Below are 15,575 nucleotides of genomic sequence, written 5' to 3' on the forward strand. Positions count from 1 at the left end.
GGGCAAAAAGTCGGCTATTTGCCCCTGGCGCCGACCGACCACGCCCCTCGGAGGGATGAGATGGCTGACCAGCTCAACTACCGGATCGACGTGACCGGCCCGGCCGGTGCGCGGTTCGACGAGATCCTGACCCCGGCCGCGCTCGCGTTCGTGGCGCGGCTGGACAACGAGTTCGCCGGCCGCCGCCGTGAGTTGCTGGACGCCCGCCGGCTGCGCCGCGAGAAGCTCGGCAGCGGCGAGGAGACCCTCGGCTTCCTGCCGCAGACGCGCTCGGTGCGGGAGGACGACGACTGGCAGGTCGCCGGCCCGGCCGACGGCCTGACCGACCGCCGGGTGGAGATCACCGGCCCGACCGACCGCAAGATGACGGTCAACGCGCTGAACTCCGGCGCGAAGGTCTGGCTCGCCGACTTCGAGGACGCCACCTCTCCCACCTGGCACAACGTGATCGACGGGCAGCTCAACCTGTTCGACGCGATCCGCCGCAACATCGACTTCAGCACGCCGGAGGGCAAGCGCTACACGATCGGCGAGCAGCCGGCCACCATCGTCGCCAGGCCGCGCGGCTGGCACCTGGTGGAGAAGCACATCCGCATCGACGGCAGGCCGGTCTCGGCCAGCCTGGTCGACTTCGGGCTGTACTTCTTCCACAACGCCCGCCAGCTGCTCGCCCGCGGCAGCGGACCGTACTTCTACCTGCCGAAGCTGGAAAGCCACCTCGAAGCGCGCCTGTGGAACGACGTTTTCCGGCTGGCGCAACACGAACTGGGCATCCCGCAGGGCAGCATCCGTGCCACCGTGCTGATCGAGACGATCACCGCGGCCTTCGAGATGGACGAGATCCTCTACGAGCTGCGCGAGCACGTGGCCGGCCTGAACGCCGGCCGCTGGGACTACATCTTCAGCGTCATCAAGAACTTCAGCGACCGCGGCGCGGACTTCGTGCTGCCGGACCGCGCGCAGGTGACGATGACCGTGCCGTTCATGCGTGCCTACACCGAGCTGCTGGTCCGCACCTGTCACCGGCGCGGCGCGCACGCGATCGGCGGTATGGCCGCGTTCATCCCGAGCAAGGACCCGGAGATCAACGCCACCGCGCTGGAGAAGGTCCGCCAGGACAAGGAACGCGAGGCCGGCGCCGGGTTCGACGGTTCGTGGGTCGCGCACCCCGGCCTGGTCCCGGTCTGCCGCGAGGTCTTCTCCCGTGTGCTCGGCGAGCGGCCGAACCAGGTGGACAAGCTGCGCGACGACGTGGTGGTCACCTCGGACGACCTGCTGGACGTGGCCAGCGCCGGTGGCGAGGTCACCGAAGCCGGGGTGCGGGCCAACATCAACGTCGCGCTGCGGTACGTGGACGCCTGGCTGCGCGGCACCGGCGCGGCGGCGATCCACAACCTGATGGAGGACGCCGCCACCGCGGAGATCGCGCGTTGCCAGGTGTGGCAGTGGATCCGCAACGGCACCAAGCTCGACGACGGTACCGCGGTCACCCACTCGCTGGTCACCGGCTGGCTGGACGAGGAGCTGGCCGAGGTCCGCGCCGAGCTGGGCGAGGGCAACCGGCTGGACGACGCGAAGGCGATCTTCGTGGAGACCGCGCTCGGTGAGAAGCTGCCCAGCTTCCTCACCACCGGCGCGTACGCGAGGTACCTGACCGACTTCAGGTGATTCCGGCTCCCGGTTCCCTTACCTGACGAAGGGAACCGGGCGAGCGGGCCCGGTAGGAGAGGTTCCCTCCTACCGGGCCCGTTTTTTCGCCGCCAGCAGTACGCGGGCCGCGTCCCGGCCGGCGTCCGCGGTGGCGGGGTCACCGTTGATGGCCGCGGTGACCGTGCTGCCTTCCACCAGTGCGAGCAGCTGGTCGGCGAGCGGGCGGTCGCCGGAGACCAGCCCGAGCAGGTACGCGTGCAGGGCGGTTTTGTGCTCGCGGACCGCCGCGAGCACCCCCGGCGCGCCGGAGCCGAGTTCGCCGAACGAGTTGATGAACGCGCAGCCGCGGAAGTCCGGTTCGGCGAACCACTCCCGCAGCCAGTCGAACACCGCCAGCGGGTCGTCACCGGCGGCCGCGACGTACCGGGTCAGCGAGCCGAGCCAACGCTCGTCGCGGCGTCGGAGGTACGCCTCCACCAGCTGCTCCTTGGCCGGGAAGCACTGGTAGAGGCGTTTGAGCGAGACCCCGGAGTCGGCCCGGATGGCGTCCATCCCCACCGCCTGCACACCGTGTGCGTAGAACAGCTTTTCGGCCGTGTCGAGCAACCGGCCGGTCGCCTCGGTCCGGTCCACGGCACCTCCTGCGGGTCGGGGAGAGCACTTGACAATGGAGAACGATCGTTCTCTACACTACCGGACGTCAGAGAACGATCGTTCTCCACCACAGCCGAGGAGTCCTCGATGGCACCACGTCCCCCGTTCCCGCCGTTCGACCAGGAGAGCGCCGCGCGCAAGGTGCAGGCCGCCGAGGATGCCTGGAACACCCGCGATCCCGAGCGGGTCGCGCTGGCCTACACCGAGGATTCCGCGTGGCGCAACCGGGATCGCCACGTCACCGGCCGCGCGCAGATCGTCGAGTTCCTCCGGGAGAAGTGGGCGCACGAGCTGGATTACGCGCTGCGCAAGGAACTCTGGAGCTTTCACGGCAACCGGATCGCGGTGCGCTTCCAGTACGAATGCCACGACGCGGCCGGCCAGTGGTGGCGCAGCTACGGCAACGAGCTCTGGGAATTCAGCGAGGAAGGGCTGATGAGCCGCCGGGAAGCCAGCATCAACGACGTTCGGATCGGCGAGGGAGATCGCCGGATCTTCGGCCCGCGTCCGGAGAGCGAACACGGCCGGACGATACCGATCTTCTGAGCGGACGCTAATAAGTAGGTATACGTACTGTTTCCCGGATTGTTTTTCGGTCACGGGCGGGTGATGCTCGGGTTCCCTGCACTGAGGAGAACCCCATGAAGCGTCAGAGATTGTTCGGGGTGATCGCGCTCGCACTGTTCGGAGTGGTCGCCTTTGGTCCCGCCGCGGTGGCGCAGGCCGGCCCGGAATCTGCCCCTGCGTCGACGGACTGCTTCCGTCCGAGGTGCGGCGGTTTCTAGGGCGCGCTTGGAGCGCACTGCCGCCTCCCGCGGCACGCAAGGCCCGCATCCATCCCCCAGAGGATGCGGGCCTTGTTCCTGTTCACGGGTTCCCTGTCACGGCTCGAAAGCGTTGCCGGTGGCGATCTTGGGCCGGCCGAGCTCTTCCGGCTCGCCCAGCCGCGCCCGCCGGTACACCTCGGCGGTGGCCTCGGCGATCCGGCTCCAGTCGAAGTCGACGGCCAGCCGCGCGCGGGCCGCGCGGGCCCGGCGAGCGGCGGCCCGCTTGTCGGTGAGCACCGCGTCCACGGCGGTGCTCAGCGCGGGCACGTCACCGGGTTGGAAGGCCAGCCCGGTCTCGCCGTCGATCACCACCTCACCGAGCCCGCCGGCGGTGGACGCGACCAGTGGCGCCTGTGCGGCGGCGGCCTCCAGCGCGACGATGCCGAACGGCTCGTACCGGCTTGGCAGCACCACCGCGTCCGCGGCGGCGAGCACCGCCCGCAGCTCGCGGTCGGAAAGGTGGCCGACGAAGTCCACCGCCCGCCGCACCCGCAGCCGCCTCGACTGCTCGACCAGTTCCTCCAGGTGCCGTCCCTTGCCGGCCACCACCACCCGGGTTCCGGGATGGTCGCGGCGGATCCTGGGCAGCGCGGCCAGCAGGTCCTGCACTCCCTTTTCCCATTCCAGCCTGCCGAAGTAGAGCAGCAGCGGCGCGCCGGACGGGCTGTACGTCTCGCGGGCCTGGGTGATCTCGCGGGCCGGTACCTGCCAGCCGCGTTCCTCGATGCCGTTGTGGATGACGGTGATATCCGCGGCATCCACGTCGAACAGGTGCGCCGACTCCCTGCGCATCGCCTGCGAGCAGGTGATCAGCTCGTCCACCCTGTTCGCCAGCCACCACTCCACCGAGTGCACCTGCTGGTTCAGCGGATGGGACAGCCAGCCGGAGTGCCGGCCCGCCTCGGTCGCGTGGATGGTGCCGACCAGCGGCGATCGCGCCGCCTCGGCGAGTGCGATCGCGGGATGGGTGACCAGCCAGTCGTGTGCGTGCACCACGTCGGGCTGCCAGCCGCGCAGCAGCTCGGTGCCGGCCCGGACCATCGCGTGCCCCATGGCCAGCGTCCAGGCCACCAGGTCTCGTTCGAAGGTCACGTGCATCGGGTCCTCGGCGACCCGGATGATCCGCACCCCTTCGACCACCCGGTCCGTCTTGGGGTGCGTCTGCGCGTCCGTGCCGGCGACGTGCCGGCACAGCACCACCACTTCGTGCCCGTCGCGGACCAGATGCCGCGCCAGTGCGTGCACGTGCCGAGCCAGTCCGCCGACGACCACCGGCGGGTACTCCCAGGACAGCATCAGTACGCGCATGAGTGGAGGTTACTCACCAGTCGGCTGCGGCACCGCGCGTCGTCGTCAAAGACCCTGGCGGTGACGTCCGCGCATGCCGGAGAATGGTCACCGGTTGCCGGGCCGGCGTCGTGGCCTGGCGAAAACCACCCGAACAGACGCGTGACTTTGCCGGTGACCTTGGTCACTGTTGTTCAGTGATGTTGAATTCCGTGCGAAAGAACCGGTTAATCGTTCTCGGTCTTGCGCTTTTGGTGGGCACGGCGGTGCTGGGGGCACCGGCCGCCGCCGCGGACTGGGAGCCCAAGGAGCCCCCGCTGTCCACTCCGTGGACCTATCAGGTCGGGCCGGGCAACGCCCTGCCGGAGTACCCGCGCCCGCAGTTGCAACGGCCGCGCTGGCAGAACCTCAACGGGGTCTGGGAGTACGCCGGCCGCTCGGTGACCGCCGCACCGTCCATCCAGGAATACGGCGAACGGATCCTGGTGCCCTACCCGCCCGAGTCGGGGCTGTCCGGAATCCAGCGCCACGACGACACCATGTGGTACCGCAAGGTGTTCGAAGTGCCCGGCGACTGGCGCGGCGACCAGCGGGTGCTGCTGCACTTCGGCGCGGTGGACCAGATCGCCACGGTATGGGTGAACCAGCAGCAGGTGGCCACCCACTCCGGCGGCTACACCGAGTTCAGCGCCGACATCACCAGGGCGCTGCGGAGCTCCGGCTCGCAGGAGCTCACCGTGCGGGTCGAGGACCGCAACGACATCAACACCTTCCCGGTCGGCAAGCAGCGCAACAAACCGGGTGGCATCTTCTACACCGGCAGCTCCGGGATCTGGCAGACCGTCTGGATGGAACCGGTCGCACCGGCCAGGGTGGATAAACTGGACATCACCCCGGATCTGACCGGTTTCACCGTCACGCCAAGGGTTTCCGGGGTGCGGGACCAAACGGCCGAAGTGGTCGTCTCGGAACCGGGTGGCAAGGAAGTAGCCCGTGCGACCGGGACCCCGGGGCAGCCGCTGCGCGTGCCGGTGCCGGCCCCGCACCTGTGGACCCCCGATGATCCCTACCTCTACGACCTGAGCGTTCGCTTGGTCGGCCGGCACGGGCAACGCGGCGACGAGGTCCGCAGCTATGGCGGCCTGCGCACGATCAGCACCGTCGCCGACGCCGATGGCAGACCGCGGATCGCGTTGAACGGCAAGATCACCTTCCTGCACGGGCCGCTGGACCAGGGCTTCTGGCCGGACGGCATCTACACCGCGCCGACCGACGAGGCGCTGCGCTTCGACCTGGAGAAGACCAAGGCGCTCGGCTTCAACTTCGTCCGCAAGCACGTGAAGGTCGAGCCGGCCCGCTGGTACTACTGGACCGACAAGCTGGGCCTGCTGGTGTGGCAGGACATGCCGTCGCTGCCGATGAACTTCGACGGCCCGCCCGGCCCGGGCCCGGATCCGGTGCCCGAGGCGAAGGCCCATTTCGAGGACGAGCTGACCGCGATGGTGGACCAGCTGCGCAGCGTCACCTCGATCGTCGGCTGGGTGCCGTTCAACGAGGGCTGGGGCGAGTACGACACCGCGCGCATCGCGGAAAAGGTCAAGGCGCAGGACCCGACCAGGATGGTGAACGCGAACAGCGGCATCAACTGCTGCCTGTCCCGCCCGGACGTGGGCGCCGGGGACATCTACGACGACCACACCTATGTCGGCCCCGGCCGCCCCGAGGTCAAGGACGACCGGGTGATCGTGGACGGCGAGTACGGCGGCCTCGGTCTGGTGCTGGAAGGGCATCTGTGGCCGGGCCCGCCGGGCGCCTACGAGATGACCGACAGCCAGGAACGGCTCACCCAGCGGTACGTGGAGGTCAGCCGGGACCTGGAGGAAGTGGTCCGCGGCAACGGGTTGTCCGGGGCGATCTACACCCAGACGACCGACCTGGAGAACGAGGTGAACGGCTTCTACACCTACGACCGCCGGGTCACCAAGCCGACGCTTTCCGTTGTGGCGGAACGCAACCGTGCGGTGATCGCGGCGGGCTCGCAATGAAGGACAACGATATGGAACACGGAAAATGGAACACCGAAAATGGGGGACCGGGATGTCTTCGAACGGACTGAGCAGGCGCGGCGCGATCGGGGCCGCGCTCGCCGCGGGCGCGGTCACCGCGATGGCGGGCACCGCGCGGGCGGAACCCGCCGCCACCGGGAACTCCCGGCGGCAGACCGCGAGCGGCCGGATCTACGAGCTGCGGCGCGGTCGGCAGCGCGCGCTGGTCGGCGGGGTCGCCGGCAGCCTGCTGTCGTACCAGGTGGACGGTGAGGAACTGCTGCTGACTCATCCGCCGGAGGAGATGGGCGAGGGCTACCAGGGCAAGACGATCCTGCCCTGGTGCAACCGGATCGACCACGGCCGCTACACCTTCGAGGGCGAGGAGTACTCGGTCCCGATCAACGAGCCGGACCGGGACACCGCCCTGCACGGCCTGCTCAGCTTCACCGAATGGGAGCCGGTGCGCGAGCGCCGGGACAGCGTGGTGCTCGGCGTCCAGCAGCATCCGCACTACGGGTACCCGTTCCACCTGCGGTTCCGGATCGAGTTCGCGCTGGACTCCCACGGCCTGTCCTGCACGCTGACCGCGCACAACATCGGTACCGGCCCGGCGCCGTACGGCACCGCGAACCACACCTACATCAAGGCGGCCTCCGGCACCATCGACACCATCGGGCTGGAGCTCGGCGCGAGCACCTACTACCTGGTCAACGACCGGCTGATCCCCACCGGGACGGCCCCGGTAGCCGGTACGCCGTACGACTTCCGCACCGCCAAGCCGATCGGTGCGACCAAAATGGACACCGCGTTCAAGGACCTGCGCCGCGGGCCGGACGGGCTCGCCGCGGTCGGCTTCACCCGGCCCGGCGGGCAGGACGTCCAGCTGTGGATGGACTCCGGCTACGGCTACCTGCAGGTGTACACCGACGACGGGCCGCAGGGACATCCGCCGCGCTCCGGGCTGACCGTGGAGCCGGTGAGCTGCGCGCCGAACTGCTTCAACACCGGTGACGGCCTGGTCGTGCTGAAGCCGGGCCAGGAGTGGACCGGCGCCTGGGGCCTGCGCACGACGTGAACCCGGCGCCGGTTGGCGCGAACGGAGAGAGTCTGCTAAACAGACTATATGTACAAGATGATCGTGGCCGGTCAGGTCCGCAAGGCTTTCCAGGCGCTCAACCGCGGCGAGTACGGGTCGGTGACCGACCAGCTCGCGCCCGGCGCGGTGTACGAGTTCGTCGGTGACCACGCGCTCGGCGGCCGCCGGTCCACTCCGGAGGTGATACTGGCCGGCTTCACCAGGATGTTCGAGATCTTCGAAGCCGGCCGGTTCGACGTGGTGGACGTGCTGGTCAAGGGAACCCCTTGGCGGACAAGGGTGATCAGCATCGTGGACATCACCGCGACGGTGGCCGGCGAGCCGTACCGCAACCGGATGATCCAGGTGCTGGACCTGAAGTGGGCGCGGATCACCGCGATCTACTCGCTGGAGGACACCCAGCACCTGGCCGCGGTACTGGACCGCGCGGCGAGCCGGGGCGTCCGCCAGGCCGCCGCCGCGCCGCTGTTCGGCTGAGCGCGGACATGCCGCGCATCACCGACTTCTCCGCGATCACCTGTTCGATCGCGCGGGCCAGCAGCGTGCTCGGCGAGTCGTGGACCCCGTTGATCCTGCGGGACGTCTACGTCGGCCTGCGCCGGTTCGACGAGCTGGCCGCCGATCTCGGGGTGGCCCGCGCGGTGCTCACCACCCGGCTGGAGCGGATGGTCGCCGAGGAGTTGCTGGCCAAGGTGACCTACTCGCAGCGCCCGCCGCGGTACGAGTACCACCTGACCGAAAAGGGCCGCGAGCTGATGGGCGTGCTGCTCGCTTTGCTGGCCTGGGGGGACCGCTGGCTGGCCGGCGACGAGGGCCCGCCGGTCCGGCTGCGCCATGCGGCCTGCGGTCACGACACCACCCCCGTGGTCTCCTGCGACCACTGCTCCCGCCCTCTTGACCCCGACGACATCCGCCCCTACGCCGGCCCCGGCGCCCGCGACGCCCCCGGCACCCACCTCATCGGCACCAAAATCCCCCTCCGTCCGTGAAGGCCACCTTGCCTACTTTGAAGGTAGGCAAGGTGGCCTTCACGGACAGGCGGGAAGAGGGGTTAGGGGAGGGTGGATTCGATGGCGGAGACGACGGAGGGGTCCTCGGGGGTGGTGCGGGGGCGGAAGCGGGCCGCGACCTCGCCGTCCGGGGCGATCAGGAACTTCTCGAAGTTCCACTGCACGTCCCCGGCTTCGCCGTCGGCGTCCGGAGTCCGCACGAGCTCCTGGTAGAGCGGGTGCCTGCCCTCGCCGTTCACCTCGAGCTTGGCGAACAGCGGGAAACTCACCCCGTAGGTGGTGGAGCAGAAGGTCTGGATCTCCTCGGCGGTGCCCGGCTCCTGCCCGGCGAACTGGTTGCACGGGAAGCCGACCACCGAGAAACCCCGCTCGCCGTACTTTTCCTGCAGCCGCTCCAGGCCCTCGTACTGCGGGGTCAGCCCGCATTTCGAAGCAACGTTCACCACCAGCAGCGCCTTGCCGTCCAGCGAGCCGAGGGTGCTCGGCTCACCGGCGAGGGTCTGCAGCGGAATGTCCTGAATGCGCACGGTCCTCCTTCTCAGTCCTGCTCGAGCCCGCGGGCGTCCAGCTGCCCGAACGGGTCGTCCTGTGCCCGGAACTCGGCGGCCAGCTCGGCCGCCCGCTCCGTCCTGCCTTCGCGCGCGAGCGAGTCCAGGGTGTCGAACCGCTCGGTGTGCACCCGCGCCCGCCGCCGCGCGTAGTCCGCGGCGGAGTCCTTGGTGACCATGAAGGCCCAGTCGCTGGACAGCGCCAGCATGGCCTCCCGCACCGCCTGGTCCCGCACCGCGTCCCTGGCGGTACCGGCGGACCGGCCCGCCAGCAGCCGCGCCTGCAGCTCGCGGTTGGCCTGCACCATGTCCGCCACCTGCTCGCCGTCCCAGACCCGCCAGTCCTTGCCGGAGCCCCACGACGACGCGGGCAGGTCCACCGGCGCGCCGAGATGGCCCGCCTCCAGCGCGCCGCGCAGCGTGGTCACCCGCACCCCGGCCTCGGGCAGCGCCCGCAGCACACCTTCGAGCCAGGCCGGGCCCTCGTGCCACCAGTGCCCGAACAGCTCGGTGTCGTAGGCGGCCACCACCAGCGACTCGCGGCCGTGCCGCGCCCGCAGCGCGCGCAGCCTGGTCACCACGGTGTCCACGAAGTCCTTGACGTGCAGGCCGAGCGTGTCCGCGGCGAGCGCCGGGTCATACGGCGCCTTGTCCGCCGGCTCGACGGTCTTGCCGGTCACCCGCGAAGGCTTGAGCCCGACCCGGTGGTCCCAGGTGTGGAAGTCGCGGTAGGCGGCGTGCCCCGGATAGCCGGCCTTCGGCGACCAGACCCGGTAGGTCACCTCGAGGTCGCGCCCGAAGCACACCACGTCCGACGAGCCGACCGTGCGCGCCGCGGAGGTGTCCCCGCGCAACGACGGGCCGTCCACCATGAACCGCCGCACCCCGGCTGCCGCGTAGCCGTGCTCCATCCCCGGTTCGTAGCCGCATTCCGGGGCCCAGATGCCCTCCGGCCGCCGCCCGATCCGCAGCGCGGTGTCGTCGAGACCGCCCCGCAGCGCGAACGAGCGCACCCGCTCGTCCAGCAGCGGCTGGAACGGATGCGCCAGCGGACCGCCGAGCAGCTCCACCGTTCCATTGTCCACAAAGGACCTCAGGATCGGCGAGAAGCCGTGCCGCCAGCGGGTTTCGAACTCCTCGATCGCCTTGGTCGAGCGCTGGTACTCGGTGGCGCCGAGCTCGCGCAGCAGCGGGTCGTGCCCCCACAGCGAACTCGCCTGCCGCGCCCGCAGCTGCCAGTGCCCGAGCCATTCGTGGAACGCGCGCAGGCAGTACGGATCGTCCAGCTGCGCGGCGAGCACCGGGGTGACACCGAGGGTGAGCACGTCGCGCCTGCCTTCGTCGGCGAACCGGCGCAGCAGGTCCATCACCGGCAGGTACGAATGCGCCCAGGCCTGGTACAGCCATTCCTCGCCGACCGGCCACGACCCGTGGTGCGCCAGCCACGGCAGATGGCTGTGCACCACCAGGCAGAAGGTGCCCTCGTGCTCGCTCACGGCCGCACCGCCACGGCCACCAGGTCGAGGCTGGCGTCCAGTTTCTCGCCGTGCACCTCGAAGTCCGCGGCCCCGATGGCCTCGACGTCGGCCAGCAGCGCCGGTGGCCAGCTGGCCTGGCCTGGCAGCTCGCCCAGCACCACGTCCAGCTGCGCGTCGATGACGGAACCGCCGTAGCGCTCGTCCAGCGCGCGCACCCCGGCGCCGTGGTGCAACCCGTGCAGCAGCTCCACTTCGAACCCGGCTTCGCGCAGCAGCGCGTCCAGTTCGGCCGGGGCGAGTTCCCTGGTGTGGTACGGGTTGAGCGGGGTGTCGCTGTCCGGGGTGAAGGTCAGCCTGTTCGGTGTGGTGACCAGCAGTCGCCCGCCCGGACGCAGCACGCGGTGGCATTCGGCGAGGAAGCCGCCCTGGTCCCACAGGTGCTCGATCACCTGGAAGTTCGCGATTACGTCCATTGTGGACGAACGGACCGGCAGGCAGGCGAGGTTCCCGCGCAGCGCCCGCACCTCCGAATAGCGGCGGCCGACGTGCGCAACGGCCTGCTGGTCGTAGTCCATGGCCAGCACCGTCGCAGCCCGCGCGGCGATGAGCCCGGCACCGTAACCTTCGCCACATCCCGCCTCGAGCACGGCCGCCCCGGCGCAGTACGGCAGCAACGCCAGATACGCGGCCTCGTGCCGCCTGAACCAGTAGTTTTCCTCGGGGACGCCCGGTACGGTGCGCTCCCCGGTCAGATGCAGGGCACTGGCCCGGTCCGCGGCCTCGGTGGATGGGGTCACGACCGGACCCTATCCCGTGTCACGTCCTGGCCGGCTGTGCTGTCGAAGCGATATGCAACGCACTCTGACCCGCTCCATCCTGGTGGCCCTGTCGCTGGTCTCCGCCGCGATCGCGATCTGGGCCCAGTTCCCGCACTCCTTCTACGAGTACTTCCCGGGGTTCCGGTGGCACTGGGTGGCCATGGACGGCCCGTTCAACGAGCACCTGATCCGCGACTACGGCGGACTCAACCTGGCGCTTTCGGTGTTCCTGGCCGGTGCCGCGATCGCCGGCACGACCAGCCTCGCCCGGATCGGCGGCCTGGCCCTGCTGGTGTTCCACGGGCCGCACGCGCTCTACCACCTGACGCATCTGCACCCGTTCCCGCCGCTGGACGCCGTCCTGATCGCCGTCGGCACGGCGGGCGGCCCGGTGGTCGGCCTGCTGGTGCTGGCGATGCCGGGGCGCGGGGCGCCTCCGGAGCCCGGCACCGACGAAGAGCGCGGGCAACGCACGGTGACCCGGCTCATCCTGCTGCTGCTCGGCGCGACCGGGCTGGCGACCGGCAGCTGGGCCCAGTTCCTGCCGACGTCCTTCTACCGGGACTTCCCCGGCGTCCGGTCGGGCTGGATCATGCTGGACGGTCCGTTCAACGAACATCTGACCAGGGATGTCGGCGGCATGTTCCTGGCGCTCGCGGTGCTCACGATCGGGGCCGCGGTGCTCGGCGGGATCGGCGCGGCGCGGCTGGCCGCGGCTGGCTGGCTGGCGTTCTCGGTGGTGCACTTCGCTTACCACGTGGCGCATCTGCACGTGTACCAGCCGTTCGACCAGGTGCTCAACGTGGTGGGGCTGGCGGCCCTGCTGGTGTTACCGCTGGTCGCGCTGGCGGTGCCGGCGAGACCAGCGGTAGCGCACGGTCAGTGACCGTAGGGCGGCTTGCGCTTGCCCCTGAGCTTGTTCACCGCGTCCATCGCCTGCTTGCGGCGGCGGGGGTCGTTGGCGAACTGCTTGGCCTGCCGTACCGCCCGACGGCCCTGCGGGGTCCTTGCCAAGTGTGCGAGCTTGCTGAACAGCGACGCCATTTCGGGTCCTCCGGGTTAGCGGTTATGTCCGGTTCGACGGTTCGTCAACGAACCGGGGGCGCTGGTGGTTCCGGGATTCAGGCCGGGGACACCGTGATGCCGAGGGCTCCCGGGCCGACGTGCGCGCCTATTATCGTGCCCGCCTCCAGCAGCAGGCTGTCCTGGATCTCGGGCATCCTGGCGCGCAGCCGTTCGGCGATCTCCTCCACCCGCTCGTCCGGCGCGCCGAAGCGGAGGATCGCGATGTCCACCGGCTTCCCGGAGGCCCGCTCCACGGCGAGGTCCGCCATCCTGGCCAACGCGCGCCGGGTGCCCGGCACGCGCGCGAGCGGGGCCACCTCGCCTTCGCGCACGGTGAGCAGCGGCTTGATGGAGAACGCGGAGCCGAGCCAGGCCGAAGCGGCGCCGATCCGGCCGCCGCGGCGCAGGTACTCCAGGGTGTCCACGTAGATCAGCTCGGTGCTGGTCTTGTAGCGCCGCTCGGCCGCCTGGACGACCCGCTGCACCTGCGCGCCGGCCGCGGCGGTCCTGGCCGCGGACAGCGCCGCGAAGCCGAGGCTCATCCCGAGCACCGCGCTGTCCAGGATGTACACCGGGATCTTGATCTGCTGCGCAGCCTGGTGCGCGGCCTGGATGGTGGCGGACATCCGGCTGGAGATGTGCAGGCTGACGATCGCGGTGGCGCCCGCGCTCACCGCGTCCTGGTAGGCCCAGAAGAAGGCGCCGGCGTCGGGCGGCGAGGTCGCCACCGGCTGCCCGGCACGCAGGGCCTCCACCAGTTCGGCACGTTCGAAGCGGTGTTCGTCGTCGACTCTGCCCGCCACCTGTAGCTGCATCTGCACGACCTTGATGCCCCACTGCTGGATGAGGTGCTCGGGAAGGCACGCGGTCGAGTCGGTGATGACGGCTACATGGTCTGTCACGGTTTCGGAGGCTAACCCGAGACCACCCATCAGGAGTACCCCGAGGTTCCGCCAAGCGGGCCAAGACACACCCTGGGCAGCGTTCCGGCAGCGGAAAACTACCGGTACGATCGTCCCGATAAAATGCGTATCCAGGTGAATGGCGTCACCTCGGCGGGCACCGGCCCTGGTTTGGCCCTAATCTACCGGCCAGTAGAGCCTGAGTCCGTGTGCTCGACAGCGCCTGACGGCGCTCCAGTATCGGGAGGTCGAAGAAGACCCATGACCAACATCGTTGTCCTGGTCAAGCAGGTGCCGGACACCTATTCGGAGCGGAAGCTCTCCGACGGCGACCACACCCTTGACCGCGAATCCGCCGACGCCGTTCTCGACGAGATCAACGAGAAGGCGGTCGAAGAGGCGCTGAAGATCAAGGAGGCCGGCGAAGGCGAGGTCACCGTGATCTCGGTGGGCCCCGACCGCGCCACCGACGCGATCCGCAAGGCGCTCTCCATGGGCGCGGACAAGGCCATCCACGTCTCCGACGAGGCGCTCCACGGTTCCGACGCGATCGCCACCGCCAAGGTGCTGGCCGCGGCCATCGGCAAGGTCGAGGGCTACGACCTGGTCATCGCCGGCAACGAAGCCTCGGACGGCCGCGGCGGCGCGATCCCGGCGATCCTGGCCGAGCTGCTCGGCCTGCCGCAGCTGACCCACGTGCGCGTGCTGACCGTCGAGGGCTCCACCATCAAGGCGGACCGCGAGACCGAGGACGGCATCACGCACCTCGAGGCGAACCTGCCCGCCGTGGTCAGCGTCGGCGAGAAGATCAACGAGCCGCGCTACCCGTCCTTCAAGGGCATCATGGCCGCCAAGAAGAAGCCGGTCGAGACGCTGAGCGTCGGCGACCTCGGCATCGACGGCGGCGAGGTCGGCCTCGGCAACGCGTGGAGCTCGGTGCTCGAAGCCACCCCCAAGCCGCCGCGTCAGGCCGGCGAGCGGGTCGAGGACGAGGGCGACGGCGGTTCGAAGGTCGCCCAGTACCTGGTCACGCAGAAGATCATCTGAGCTACCGCGACATAACTTTCGAGGAGGAAAGACGAATGGCTGAAGTACTCGTCCTCGTCGACCATGTCGACGGCGAGGTCAAGAAGGTCACGCTGGAGCTGCTGACCGCGGCCCGCGCGCTCGGTGAGCCGTCCGCCGTGGTGGTCGGCCCGACCGGCACCGCGGCGAAGGCCAAGGAGTCGCTGGCCGCGCACGGTGCCGCGAAGGTCTACGTCGCCGAGGGCGACGAGGCCACCGGCTACCTGGTCACCCCCAAGGTCGACGTGCTCGCGTCGCTGGCTGAGAAGTCTTCTCCGGCGGCGGTGCTGGTGGCCGCTTCCGCGGAGGGCAAGGAGGTCGCCGGCAGGCTAGCCGTCCGGATCGGTTCCGGTCTGCTCTACGACGCGGTCGCGGTGAACTCCGACGGCTCGGTGGAGCAGTCCATCTTCGGCGGTGCGTTCTCGGTCAAGGCCAAGGCCGCCAAGGGTGCGCCGGTCATCTCGATCCGTCCCGGTGCGGTGGACGCCGAGCCCGCCGAGGGCGCGGCCGCCGAGGAGACCGTGCAGATCCCGGCCGGTGACCCGGCGAAGTCGGCCAGGATCACCGGTGTGGAGCCGGTGACCGGTGGCGACCGGCCCGAGCTCACCGAGGCGACCATCGTCGTCTCCGGTGGCCGCGGTGTCGGCTCGGCGGACAAGTTCGACGTGGTGGAGAAGCTGGCCGACTCGCTCGGCGCGGCCGTCGGCGCCTCGCGTGCCGCGGTGGACTCCGGCTACTACCCGGCGCAGTTCCAGGTCGGTCAGACCGGCAAGACGGTCTCGCCGCAGCTGTACGTGGCGCTCGGCATCTCCGGTGCGATCCAGCACCGCGCCGGTATGCAGACCTCGAAGACGATCGTCGCGGTGAACAAGGACCCCGAGGCGCCGATCTTCGAGATCGCCGACTTCGGTGTGGTTGGCGACCTGTTCAACGTCGCCCCGCAGCTCACCGAAGAGGTCGCCAAGCGCAAGGGCTGACCCATTCCGCAGCGAAGGCCACCTTGCCTGCATCCAACGCAGGCAAGGTGGCCTTCACTGCATCCGGGAGTCTGAGAAGAAGCTGAGAACCCGCTATTAACGGAACGTGCACCGAGCGGACGCCGAATTGGTCTCTCAGTTGTCTCTTGG

17 protein-coding genes are annotated in these 15,575 nt (G+C 69.8%); 10 read left to right on the forward strand and 7 right to left on the reverse strand.

The annotated features are described in order from the left end of the window. Positions 1-60 precede the first annotated feature (60 nt). Positions 61-1,668 carry a malate synthase A gene (aceB, locus tag AMYNI_RS0126310; protein ID WP_020671063.1) on the forward strand — a complete coding sequence of 536 codons (1,608 nt, stop codon included), beginning with the start codon at positions 61-63 and terminating at the stop codon, positions 1,666-1,668. 69 nt (positions 1,669-1,737) lie between these two features. On the opposite strand, the gene AMYNI_RS0126315 is transcribed toward aceB, so the two are convergent. After that, positions 1,738-2,283 carry a TetR/AcrR family transcriptional regulator gene (locus AMYNI_RS0126315; RefSeq protein ID WP_020671064.1) on the reverse strand — a complete coding sequence of 182 codons (546 nt, stop codon included), beginning with the start codon at positions 2,281-2,283 and terminating at the stop codon, positions 1,738-1,740. Positions 2,284-2,391: 108 nt separating this feature from the next. Between AMYNI_RS0126315 and AMYNI_RS0126320 the strand changes: the two genes are divergently transcribed. Both AMYNI_RS0126320 and AMYNI_RS49265 read left to right on the forward strand, forming a co-directional pair. After that, positions 2,392-2,850: a nuclear transport factor 2 family protein gene (locus AMYNI_RS0126320; RefSeq protein WP_020671065.1), complete on the forward strand. Its 459-nt coding sequence runs from the start codon at positions 2,392-2,394 to the stop codon at positions 2,848-2,850. A 95-nt stretch (positions 2,851-2,945) separates the two neighbouring features. Then, the gene (locus tag AMYNI_RS49265; RefSeq protein WP_157357487.1) at positions 2,946-3,089 is read left to right on the forward strand and encodes a hypothetical protein; all 144 of its coding nucleotides are present in this window, start codon (positions 2,946-2,948) and stop codon (positions 3,087-3,089) included. A gap of 96 nt (positions 3,090-3,185) precedes the next feature. Here the strand turns inward: AMYNI_RS49265 and AMYNI_RS0126325 are convergent, their stop codons facing one another. Then, on the reverse strand, positions 3,186-4,439 hold the full coding sequence (locus AMYNI_RS0126325; RefSeq protein WP_020671066.1) for a glycosyltransferase family 4 protein: 1,254 nt from the start codon (positions 4,437-4,439) through the stop codon (positions 3,186-3,188). A 179-nt stretch (positions 4,440-4,618) separates the two neighbouring features. Between AMYNI_RS0126325 and AMYNI_RS0126330 the strand changes: the two genes are divergently transcribed. From AMYNI_RS0126330 to AMYNI_RS0126345, 4 genes are read left to right on the forward strand one after another with little or no spacing between them, the layout of a single operon-like run. Beyond that, positions 4,619-6,463, forward strand: coding sequence for a glycoside hydrolase family 2 protein (locus AMYNI_RS0126330; RefSeq protein WP_084628474.1), 1,845 nt, complete (start codon positions 4,619-4,621; stop codon positions 6,461-6,463). Between the two features lie 52 nt (positions 6,464-6,515). Next, positions 6,516-7,541 carry an aldose 1-epimerase family protein gene (locus AMYNI_RS0126335; protein ID WP_020671068.1) on the forward strand — a complete coding sequence of 342 codons (1,026 nt, stop codon included), beginning with the start codon at positions 6,516-6,518 and terminating at the stop codon, positions 7,539-7,541. Positions 7,542-7,589: 48 nt separating this feature from the next. Then, complete coding sequence (locus AMYNI_RS0126340; protein WP_020671069.1) at positions 7,590-8,039, forward strand: nuclear transport factor 2 family protein; 450 nt, start codon at positions 7,590-7,592, stop codon at positions 8,037-8,039. A gap of 8 nt (positions 8,040-8,047) precedes the next feature. Further along, positions 8,048-8,551: a winged helix-turn-helix transcriptional regulator gene (locus AMYNI_RS0126345; protein ID WP_020671070.1), complete on the forward strand. Its 504-nt coding sequence runs from the start codon at positions 8,048-8,050 to the stop codon at positions 8,549-8,551. 62 nt (positions 8,552-8,613) lie between these two features. On the opposite strand, the gene AMYNI_RS0126350 is transcribed toward AMYNI_RS0126345, so the two are convergent. The 3 genes from AMYNI_RS0126350 to AMYNI_RS0126360 are packed head-to-tail and all read right to left on the reverse strand — an operon-like array spanning position 8,614 to position 11,395. After that, positions 8,614-9,099 (reverse strand): glutathione peroxidase, encoded by a 486-nt coding sequence (locus AMYNI_RS0126350; protein WP_020671071.1) that lies wholly within the window; start codon positions 9,097-9,099, stop codon positions 8,614-8,616. An 11-nt stretch (positions 9,100-9,110) separates the two neighbouring features. Continuing rightward, complete coding sequence (locus AMYNI_RS0126355; RefSeq protein ID WP_020671072.1) at positions 9,111-10,616, reverse strand: 1,4-alpha-glucan branching protein domain-containing protein; 1,506 nt, start codon at positions 10,614-10,616, stop codon at positions 9,111-9,113. Further along, on the reverse strand, positions 10,613-11,395 hold the full coding sequence (locus tag AMYNI_RS0126360; RefSeq protein ID WP_020671073.1) for a class I SAM-dependent methyltransferase: 783 nt from the start codon (positions 11,393-11,395) through the stop codon (positions 10,613-10,615). Before AMYNI_RS0126360 ends, AMYNI_RS0126355 begins: the two co-directional genes overlap by 4 nt. Before the next feature lie 52 nt (positions 11,396-11,447). On the opposite strand from AMYNI_RS0126360, the gene AMYNI_RS50235 reads away from it, so the two are divergent. Beyond that, positions 11,448-12,302, forward strand: coding sequence for a hypothetical protein (locus AMYNI_RS50235; protein ID WP_020671074.1), 855 nt, complete (start codon positions 11,448-11,450; stop codon positions 12,300-12,302). Here AMYNI_RS50235 and AMYNI_RS49640 read toward each other — a convergent pair. Then, positions 12,296-12,460 (reverse strand): hypothetical protein, encoded by a 165-nt coding sequence (locus AMYNI_RS49640; protein ID WP_020671075.1) that lies wholly within the window; start codon positions 12,458-12,460, stop codon positions 12,296-12,298. The genes AMYNI_RS50235 and AMYNI_RS49640 overlap by 7 nt on opposite strands. A 77-nt stretch (positions 12,461-12,537) precedes the next feature. Then, positions 12,538-13,413, reverse strand: a complete 876-nt coding sequence (locus AMYNI_RS0126380; protein ID WP_020671076.1) for a DegV family protein — start codon at positions 13,411-13,413, stop codon at positions 12,538-12,540. A gap of 231 nt (positions 13,414-13,644) precedes the next feature. On the opposite strand from AMYNI_RS0126380, the gene AMYNI_RS0126385 reads away from it, so the two are divergent. Both AMYNI_RS0126385 and AMYNI_RS0126390 read left to right on the forward strand, forming a co-directional pair. Beyond that, on the forward strand, positions 13,645-14,430 hold the full coding sequence (locus tag AMYNI_RS0126385) for an electron transfer flavoprotein subunit beta/FixA family protein (protein WP_020671077.1): 786 nt from the start codon (positions 13,645-13,647) through the stop codon (positions 14,428-14,430). 35 nt (positions 14,431-14,465) lie between these two features. Next, entirely contained in the window at positions 14,466-15,425 is a 960-nt protein-coding gene (locus AMYNI_RS0126390) for an electron transfer flavoprotein subunit alpha/FixB family protein (RefSeq protein ID WP_020671078.1), read from the forward strand. The last annotated feature ends 150 nt before the right edge of the window (positions 15,426-15,575 follow it).

The organism is Amycolatopsis nigrescens CSC17Ta-90 (assembly GCF_000384315.1).
GTDB lineage: Bacteria > Actinomycetota > Actinomycetes > Mycobacteriales > Pseudonocardiaceae > Amycolatopsis > Amycolatopsis nigrescens.